The 8953-nt window shown below is 72.9% G+C and carries 8 protein-coding genes; 3 read left to right on the forward strand and 5 right to left on the reverse strand.

Features of this window, described 5'->3' with window-relative positions; all coding sequences use genetic code 11:
- Positions 1-112: 112 nt before the first annotated feature.
- From ACWDS7_RS43775 to ACWDS7_RS43795, 5 genes are read right to left on the reverse strand one after another with little or no spacing between them, the layout of a single operon-like run.
- Positions 113-931 carry an energy-coupling factor transporter transmembrane component T family protein gene (locus tag ACWDS7_RS43775; protein ID WP_451934105.1) on the reverse strand — a complete coding sequence of 273 codons (819 nt, stop codon included), beginning with the start codon at positions 929-931 and terminating at the stop codon, positions 113-115.
- Between the two features lie 3 nt (positions 932-934).
- Positions 935-1498, reverse strand: coding sequence for an ECF transporter S component (locus tag ACWDS7_RS43780; protein ID WP_306863147.1), 564 nt, complete (start codon positions 1496-1498; stop codon positions 935-937).
- Positions 1495-3174 carry an ABC transporter ATP-binding protein gene (locus tag ACWDS7_RS43785; protein WP_451934106.1) on the reverse strand — a complete coding sequence of 560 codons (1680 nt, stop codon included), beginning with the start codon at positions 3172-3174 and terminating at the stop codon, positions 1495-1497. Before ACWDS7_RS43785 ends, ACWDS7_RS43780 begins: the two co-directional genes overlap by 4 nt.
- Positions 3171-4331, reverse strand: a complete 1161-nt coding sequence (locus ACWDS7_RS43790; protein WP_451934107.1) for an adenosylhomocysteinase — start codon at positions 4329-4331, stop codon at positions 3171-3173. The genes ACWDS7_RS43785 and ACWDS7_RS43790 overlap by 4 nt, the downstream gene beginning before the upstream one ends.
- Positions 4325-4753 (reverse strand): hypothetical protein, encoded by a 429-nt coding sequence (locus tag ACWDS7_RS43795; protein ID WP_451934108.1) that lies wholly within the window; start codon positions 4751-4753, stop codon positions 4325-4327. Before ACWDS7_RS43795 ends, ACWDS7_RS43790 begins: the two co-directional genes overlap by 7 nt.
- A gap of 336 nt (positions 4754-5089) precedes the next feature.
- On the opposite strand from ACWDS7_RS43795, the gene ACWDS7_RS43800 reads away from it, so the two are divergent.
- The 3 genes from ACWDS7_RS43800 (at position 5090) to ACWDS7_RS43810 (ending at position 8941) form a co-directional block, all read left to right on the forward strand.
- Complete coding sequence (locus tag ACWDS7_RS43800) at positions 5090-6955, forward strand: CASTOR/POLLUX-related putative ion channel (protein WP_451934109.1); 1866 nt, start codon at positions 5090-5092, stop codon at positions 6953-6955.
- A 130-nt stretch (positions 6956-7085) separates the two neighbouring features.
- Positions 7086-8279 (forward strand): sensor histidine kinase, encoded by a 1194-nt coding sequence (locus tag ACWDS7_RS43805; RefSeq protein WP_451934110.1) that lies wholly within the window; start codon positions 7086-7088, stop codon positions 8277-8279.
- Positions 8276-8941, forward strand: coding sequence for a response regulator (locus tag ACWDS7_RS43810; protein WP_306863130.1), 666 nt, complete (start codon positions 8276-8278; stop codon positions 8939-8941). Before ACWDS7_RS43805 ends, ACWDS7_RS43810 begins: the two co-directional genes overlap by 4 nt.
- The last annotated feature ends 12 nt before the right edge of the window (positions 8942-8953 follow it).

Below are 8953 nucleotides of genomic sequence, written 5' to 3' on the forward strand. Positions count from 1 at the left end.
GGCGGCGCGCTGACCGGCAGGACCAGCGGCGCCGAGTGGATCACGGTCGGCGGCGCGGAGTGGGTCGCAGCAGGTAGGGCGGGGTGGGACGCCGCCGGCGGGACGGGGCGGGTCACGGCGTCCACACCTCGCCGAACGGGCCGAAGACCTTGGCGGCGGTCATCGCCGCGGCGAGCGCCAGGAAGCCGCCCATGACCAGGTAGTCGGTGCGGCCGAAGCCGAGCTCGCGCATCCAGGTGCGGTGCTTGGCGCCGAAGCCGCGCAGGTCCATGGCGTTGGCGGTGTCCTCGGCGTCGATCAGCGCGTTCACCGTCACCGGGACGACGACGGGCTTCAGCGAGGCGAGTTTCCTGAACGGGTTGCGGCTGCGGCTGTGCTCGTAGCCGCGGACCCGCTGGGCGTCGATGGTCTCGCGCATCGAGGCGACCGTGGACGGCAGGAACCGGAAGGTCAGGTCCACGCCGTAGGCGAGGCGCTGCGACAGGCGCAGCCGCGCGAAGGCGGTGCCGAAGTCGGAGGGGGCGATGTCGAAGGCCACCGGGAAGCTGACCATCGCCAGGGAGACGTAGCGGACCAGCAGGGTCAGCGCGTACGACAGGCCGGCCCAGGTGATCTCCGTCCCGGCGAGCGGGACGGTGAACAGCGTCTCCCCGTCCCCCGAACGGGCATCCGTCGCGGTGAAGACGCTGTTGACCACCACCAGCACCGTCGTGAAGGTCAGCATGAAGATCCAGTTCGCCCTGACACCGCGCCACGGGATGCCCGCGGCGCGGTAGTACACCAGGGCGACCACGGCGCACAGGGTGATGCCCCGCAGGTCGGCGACGTTCACCACCGCCACGAGATAGAGCACGGGGACCAGCAGGAGCACGCGCGGGTCACGGCGCGCGAGGAAGGAACCCGCCCCCAGATAACGCGGCGTGACGTCCATCGCTTACAGGCCCGCCCTCTTGGCCAGCGGCTCCCAGGCGGCGTCCAGCGCCGGGACGAGGATGACGACCGCGATGCCGTTGGCCAGCAGCGCCGGCAGGTAGTTGATGAAGACGAAGGTCTCGAAGTCGACCCCCAGGAGCCAGATGTCGGTGACCACGAAGAGCAGGCCGACCGCCGTCGCGAGGAGCGCCCCGAGCGCGGTGACCAGGTGCCGGACGGTCTCGTTGGAGATCGGCGGGATCACCGTGAAGATCAGCGCGGCGAGCGCGCCGACCAGGCCGTTGGCGACGCTCCAGTTCCACCAGAGCAGGCCCGCCCCCTGGATGAGGTCGATGACGATGTTGCCCACGCAGCCGACGAAGAAGCCGGCGATCACGCCGAAGCGCTTGCCGAAGAACGGCACCAGCGCGAACGCGGGACGGACGGCGACGCTCTGGGTCCCGGGGATGACGAAGCTGAACAGGCCGAGCACGGCGTACAGAGCCGCGCCGACGGCGCCGAACACGATCGTCCTGGAGTTGAGCCTCCACGGGGAGTGGCGCGGTGACAATGCCTCTGTACTCACGAAGGGGGGATTCCTTCCGGGTGGGGGATGAGGCGGCGCGCGAGGTCGAACGGGTGGGGTATCCCTCCCGCGCCATGGACGTGGTCGCGGATCGCCCGGACCAGGCTGGTCTGCCGGAGCCCCGCGCGGGACCAGATGTCCGCGTCGTGGGCCAGTTCGGCGGGCGGCGCGTCGGCGACGACCCGCCCCCCGTCGACGACGACGATCCGGTCGGCCGAGGTCAGCGCCAGGTCGACGTCGTGGGTGATGAAGTAGACGCTCTCGACGGCGCCCAGGACCTGGGTCATGAACCGCGTGGTGGTGTGCAGGTCCTGGCCGGCGGTGGGCTCGTCGAGGATGAGGGTGCGGGGCCGCATGGCCAGGGCCAGGGCGACGGTGAGGCGGCGCTGCTGGCCGAAGGAGAGCGTGCGCGGGGAGCGCTCCATGACGTCGGCCTCGTCGTCGAGGAGCATCGCGCGCAGCGCCTCCTCCGAGACCCGCCGGATCTCCTCCTCCGGCCGGCCGAGGTTGCGCGGGCCGAAGGCCAGCTCGTCGCCGACGGTCGCGCAGAACAGCGCCTGTCCGGGGTTCTGGAAGACGTATCCGAAGGTGGTGGCCAGCTCCCTGGTCGAGCGCTCGGTGACCGGCGCGCCGTCCACGTGGACGGCGCCGCGCAGCGGTTCGAGGAGCCGTACGGCGGCGCGCAGCAGGGTGGACTTGCCCGCCCCGTTCCGCCCGAGGACCGCGACCCGCTCGCCGCCTCCGAGCGCCAGGTCCACCCCGTTCAGCACGGCCCGCCCGCCGTACCCCAGCGAGGCCCCCCGGTAGTCCAGCCTCGCGGCCGTGTCCCGGCCGTCCCGTACGGCGGGCCCGCCGGGCCGCGTGGCGGGCGGCTCGGCGGCGTGGCCGGGCCGCGTGAGACCGGCGGGCGCGGCGGGCAGTTCGGCGGCGCGGGCCACCAGCGTCTCGAAGGGCAGCTTCACGTGGGCCACCGGCGCCGAGGCCAGGAAACCGGCCACGTCCCCGGCGTAGCCGCTCCGCCCGCCCTCCAGGTAGAGGACCTGGGTGGGCGCGAACCGCAGGATCTCCTCGACCCGGTGCTCGACGACCACGGCGGCCCCGCCCTCGTCGACGAAGCGGCGCAGCTCGCGCATGAGCCGCAGGCCCGCCGCCAGGTCGAGGTTGGCCAGCGGCTCGTCCACCAGGACGGCCCGGGGCCGCATCACCAGCACGCCGGCGAAGGCGACCAGCTGCAGCTCGCCGCCGCTCAGCTCGGCGGTGGCCCTGCCGAGCAGGTGCCGGATGCCCACCCGGTCGGCCACCTCGCCGATCCGGCGGCGGATCTCGGCCCGGGGCAGGCCCAGGTTCTCCGGTCCGAAGGCCAGCTCGGCGTCCACGGTGGTGCCGACGATCTGCTTGCGGGGGTCCTGGAGCAGGGTGCCGACGGTGGTGGACAGCTGCCTGACGCTCTGCTCGGCCACCGGCCGCCCGCCGACCAGGACCTCACCGGTCACCTCGGTGCGGTAGGCGTGCGGGACGAGCCCGTTGAGCAGCCGGAGCAGGGTGCTCTTGCCGCCGCCGGAGGGGCCGCTGACCAGCGCGAGGTCGCCGGGGCCCACGGCGAGGTCGACTCCGGCGAGCACCTGCCGCCCGGTGGTCTGGTAGCGGACCGAGGCGCCCCGCAGCTCGATGATCACAATCCTCTTTCCAGGAAGTCGCGTTGGCGCGCGGACGGCGTGTCGAGACCGATCCCCAGCGCGCGCAGCTTGAGCCGGGCGACCCGCTCGTCCAGCTCGCCGGGCATGAGGTGGACGGCGGGCTCCATCGCCGGGCCGTGGGTGACCAGGTGCTCCACGGCGAGCGCCTGCACCGACAGGGAGAGGTCCATGATCTCGATCGGGTTGCCCTCGGCCGCCGCGCAGTTCACGCACTCCCCCTCGGCCAGCACGGTGACGCCGGGCGGCACGTCGCCGGTCTCGACCTCGTCCGGCACGCCCCCGGCGACGGCCACCACGGCGCCGGGCCGCATGGCGCGCAGGTGCTCGCGGGTGACCGTGTGCGCGACGCCGGTCGCGGAGAACACCAGGTCGGCCTCCGGGCAGGCGTCGAGGAGCGGGACGACCTCGAAGCCCTCGTGGTGAGCGCGCAGTGCCGCGAACGGCTCCACCTCCGTCACGACGACCCGGGCGCCGAACGCCCTGGCGTAGCGGGCCACGCCCTGGCCGACGTAGCCGTAGCCCGCGACCACGCAGACGGCGCCGGCGAGCTGGAGCCCGGTCAGGTCCAGGGCGGCCAGCACGCAGGACTGCCCGGTCCCGTGCACGTTGTCGAACAGGTATTTCGAGCGGGCGTCGTTCACGGCCAGCACGGGGATCCGCAGCTCGCCCCGGCCGGCCATGACCCGGAGCGGGCGCAGGCCGCTGGTCGTCTCCTCGGCCGCCCCGAGCAGCCCTCCCAGGAGATCGGCGGCGTGCGCCAGCCGTACGACCCTTGAGCCGTCGTCGGCCAGCACGTCGAGCCCCTGACGGAGCATGCGCAGCGCGGAGTCCCGGTCCTGCTCCGGCGAGGCGTCGGAGCGGGCGAGCACGGCGACGCCCTCGGAGACGAGGGCCGCCGCCACGTCGTCGGCGACCTCGCTCGCCGGGCAGGTCACGATCACCTCGGCCCCGGCGTCCCTGAGCGTCAGCGCCAGGTTCGCGGTCTTGGGCTCCAGCACGAGCACCAGGCCGACCCGGCGCCCGGTCAGGTCGAGTTCGCCGGCGATCGCGTTCAGCACCGGCATGGACCGGCGTGCCCAGGCGATCCGCTCCAGCCCGCGTGCCTGGAGCGAGGCGTCCCTGATGTCGGCTAGCACGCCATGTCCAGCACGAACACCTCGCGGTCCGGGCCGAGCCGGTAACCGGTGATCCCGTCGCGGACCCGCGTCCCCGGCATCCCCGCCAGGACGCCGGCCGCCCCGGACGGGCGGCCGTCCACGCCGGTCCGGGGCCCGGCGCAGACCAGGATCGCCCCGTCCCGCAGGAGGGGCAGGTGCGCCTCGGTCGCCCCGATCACCAGGTCGGCGACCGCCACCGCGTCCTCCTCGGCGAGCACCCGGTGGCCCAGGAGCGCCGCCGCCGGGTCGGTCAGGAGGGTCTGCGCGCCCATCGCCCGCAGGCAGGCGGCCAGCTCCGGCTCGTGACCGATGACCGCCACGCGCTTGCCCGCCATCAACAGGTTGGTGAGCCGGAGGATGGTCTGGACCGCGGCCTGAGCCCGGCGATGTCCGTTGTTCATGACCCCTCATCCGACTGTTTTGCAAGATCCGATTAAAGGGGAGATCCACACCCAGTGACAATGCTCTTGAGCGGATAAACGGTACCGATGAGCGGATAAACGGTACCGATCAGCCCGGGTGAGCCTCCGCGGACGCCCTTCCGCGGCGAGGAACGCGCTGAACCACGGCACCCGAGCCGCCCGTGACCCCGGCCCCGGCCACCGCCCGCCCGCCCTCCACCAGGACCCCTGGGCCCGGGATCCCCGAGGCCCAGGATCATGAATTTGCGAACACCAGAGCGACCTGTAATTTTTGTGCGATTGTTGGTCGGGCGTTTACCTACGGGGAGGGTACCGGTGTCCAGGGCGACGTTCCGGGAACGGGTGCGGTACTGGTTCGACAACACCATGTCGCGGGGCGCGGTCGCCCTGATCGGCTGGCTCGCCCTGATCTCGCTCGGGCTGATCCTGCTGGTCACCCTGTTGAGTCTGTGGCTGACCCCGGTCGAGGCGGCCAAGAACAACGGCTTCGCGGGCATGCTGTGGATGTCGCTCATGCGCACGCTGAGCCCCGGCAAGGTCGCCAGCGACACCGGGAGCACGCTGTTCGTCGCGCTCATGTTCACCGCGTCGCTGGGCGGGATCTTCATCGTGAGCGCGCTGGTCGGCGTGCTCTCCAACGGGCTCAAGACCAAGTTCGAGCAGTTGCGCAAGGGCAAGTCCCGGATCATCGAGACCAGGCACACCGTGATCCTCGGCTGGTCGGACCAGGTCTTCACGATCGTCGACGAGCTGGTCCAGGCGCACGCGAGCCAGCGCGGCTCCGTCATCTCGATCCTGGCCGACAAGGACAAGGTCGACATGGAGGACGAGATCCGCCAGCACGTGGGCGAGACCGGGAGGACCAAACTGGTCTGCCGGACCGGGCGGCCCACCGAGCCGACTGACCTCGACCTGATGAACCTCGACGCGGCCCGCTCCGTGGTCGTCCTGTCCCCGCAGGGCGACGACCCCGACGCCCACGTCATCAAGACCCTGCTCGCCCTGGCCAAGCGCTCCGGCGACCACCCGCCGGTGGTGGCCGCGATCGCGAGCACCTCCAACATGGCCGCCGCCCGCCTCGCCGGGGGCCCGGCCGTCCACCTGGTCGACTCCGACGACACCGCCTCCCGGCTCATCGTGCAGTCGTCCCGGCAGTCGGGCACCTCCGTGGTCTGCATGGACCTGCTCAACTTCTCCGGCGGCGAGATCTACCTGCGCTCCGACCGCGACCTGGCCGGCATGACGTACGGCGACGCGCTCCCGGCCTACCAGACCGCCACGGTCATCGGTCTGCGCCGCGAGGGCCGGACCATGCTGAACCCGCCGATGGACACCGTGATCGCCGCCGACGACCAGATCATCGTGATCGCCCAGGACGACTCGATGATCCATCTGGCCGACGACATGCCGCAGGCCCAGGAGGAGTCGATCGTCTCGGCCGAGCCCGACAGGCCCGGCCCGGAGCGGACCCTGCTCCTCAACTGGAACGGCCGGGGCCACCAGATCATCCGCTGCCTCGACGGCTACGTCGCCCCCGGCTCCGTCCTGGACATCGCCTCCGACCACCCCGACGCCTCCGCCGGCTTCGAGGGCCTGGTCAACCTCACGGTGAACGCCAAGGACTGCGACACCACCGACCGCTACGCGCTGGAGGCCCTGGGGCTGGGCGTCTACCAGCACGTGGTGGTGCTCTCCGACGACCGCTACGAGCCCGCGCACGCCGACACCCGGACGCTGATGACCCTGCTCCAGCTCCGCGACATGCAGACCACGCTCGGCGAGCGCTACTCCATCGTCAGCGAGATGCACGACGAGAACAACCGCGCCCTGGCCGAGGTCACCCGGGCCGACGACATCGTGATCAGCGACACGGTCATCGGCCTGCTCCTGGCCCAGCTCACCGAGAACCAGCACCTGGTCGACGTGTTCGGCTACCTCTTCGACTCGCGCGGCTCGGAGATCTACCCCCGCCCGGCCGGCCAGTACGTCCGCGCCGGGGCCCCGGTCAGCTTCGCCTCGGTGATCGAGTCGGCCCGCCGCCGCGGCGAGACCGCGATCGGCTACCGCCTGGCCGACCGGGTGAACGAGGCCCCCCACTTCGGCGTCGTGCTCAACCCCGACAAGTCACGGCCGCTCCGCCTCGGTCCCGGAGACTCGGTGATCGTCCTCGCCGAGCGCTGACCCGCCGTCGCCGGAGAGCGGGAGCGGGAGCCGGCGCCGAGGACCAGGGCCGGGAGAGCGGCGTCGGGAGAGCAGGGCCGGGGCGGCCCGCCGTACCCGGCCCCGGCGGACGGTCGGTAGGGTGCCGGGCGTGGGACTCCGCCGCATCCCGATCGAGACCGTGGTCACCGCCCTGGTGATCCTGGGCGTGCTCGGCGGGAGCGCCGTCATGGCCCGGCTCCGGCCGGAGGTGACGCCCAACGCCTGGGACTACGCGATGCCGCTGGTGGCGTGCGCCGCGGTGGCGATGCGCCGCCGCCTCCCGATCCCGGCGCTGCTGCTGGCCGTGGCGGCGGCCGGACTCTACTATCCGCTGGCCCACCTGGACGGCTGGATCTTCCTCGCCGTGCTGCTTACCCTGTTCACCGCCGCCGACCTGGGCCATCTGGCGGCCGCGGCGACCATCACGCTCATGAGCCTGCTCGCCGTCGTCCTCGGCGAGGCGAACAGCCCGATCCGGCATCTCGACGACAGCCAGTTCCTGCTGCTGGGCGGCTGGGTGCTGGCGACCCTGGCGATGGGCGGGGTCTCGCGCAACCGGCGCGCCTACCTCACCGAGGCGCGGCGGCGGGTGGCGGAGGCCGAGCGCACCCGCGAGGAGGAGGCCCGGCGCAGGACGGCCGAGGAGCGGCTCCGGATCGCGCGGGAGATCCACGACACGCTCGGCCACAACCTCTCGATGATCAACGTGCAGGCGGGGGCCGCGCTGCACCGGATCGGACAGCGGCCCGAGCAGGCCGAGGCGGCGCTGACGGCCATCAAGGAGGCCAGCAAGGAGGCCCTGCGGGAGCTGCGGGCCACGCTGGGCGTGCTGCGGCTGGTGGACGAGGACTCCCCCACCAGCCCGGCGCCGAGCCTGGCCCGGGTCCGGGAGCTGGCCGACCGGACCGGGCTCGCCGTGCGGATCGAGGTCCTCGGCGAGCTCCGGCCCCTGCCCGCCGAGGTGGACCACGCGGCTGTGCGCATCGTCCAGGAGTCCCTGACCAACGTCACCCGCCACTCGGGCGCCGGCGCCGCCGAGATCACCGTCCGGTACGGCGGCGCCGACCTCACCCTGCGGATCGACGACCACGGCCGCGACGTCCCCGGCCGCGACGCCGGCGACGGGGGCCCCGGTGGCGCCCCGGAGCCGGGCGACGGCGACCGGTCGCGGCCCGGGAGCGGGTTCGGGATCGTCGGCATGCGGGAGCGGGCCGCCGCCCTCGGCGGCTCCCTGGAGGCCGGGCCCCGCCCCGGTGGCGGTTTCCGGGTCTCCGCCCGGCTCCCCCTGAGAGGAACTTCATGATCCGTGTACTGCTCGCCGACGACCAGACGCTGGTCCGTGCCGGATTCCGGTCGATCCTGGAGGGCGAGGACGACATCGAGGTGGTCGGGGAGGCCGCCGACGGGGCGCGGGCCGTACGGCTCGCCGGGGAGCTCGGCCCCGACGTGGTGCTGATGGACATCCGGATGCCCGAGCTGGACGGGCTGGAGGCCACCCGGCGGATCGTCGCCGACGGCCGGCTGGCCGCCACCAAGGTGATCATCCTGACCACCTTCGACCTCGACGACTACGTGTACGGCGCGCTGCGCGCCGGGGCCGGCGGGTTCCTGGTCAAGGACACCGAGCCGGCCGAGCTCATCCACGGGGTCCGGGTGGTGGCCAGGGGCGACGCGCTGATCGCCCCCTCGGTCACCCGGCGGCTGATCTCGGAGTTCGCCGGGCGGGTGAAGCGGCCCGAGCCGGGGCCGGAGTTCAACGGGCTGACCGAGCGCGAGCGCGAGGTGCTGACGCTGGTCGCCGGCGGCCTGTCCAACGACGAGATCGCCGCGAGGCTGGTGCTGAGCCCGGCCACCGCCAAGACCCACGTGAGCCGGATCATGACCAAGCTGCACGCGCGGGACCGGACCCAGCTCGTGGTCCTCGCCTACGAGGCGGGCGTGGTCACCCCCGGCTGGATGGACTAACAGCCGGCGAGC

Source organism: Streptosporangium sp. NPDC003464 (assembly GCF_053588315.1).

What these genes read in the sequence shown, in the direction of transcription:
- ACWDS7_RS43775 (WP_451934105.1), bottom strand. Translation starts at nt 931, where the DNA reads ATGGACGTCACGCCGCGTTATCTGGGGGCGGGTTCCTTCCTCGCGCGC.
- ACWDS7_RS43795 (WP_451934108.1), bottom strand. Translation starts at nt 4,753, where the DNA reads ATGAACAACGGACATCGCCGGGCTCAGGCCGCGGTCCAGACCATCCTC.
- ACWDS7_RS43810 (WP_306863130.1), top strand. Translation starts at nt 8,276, where the DNA reads ATGATCCGTGTACTGCTCGCCGACGACCAGACGCTGGTCCGTGCCGGA.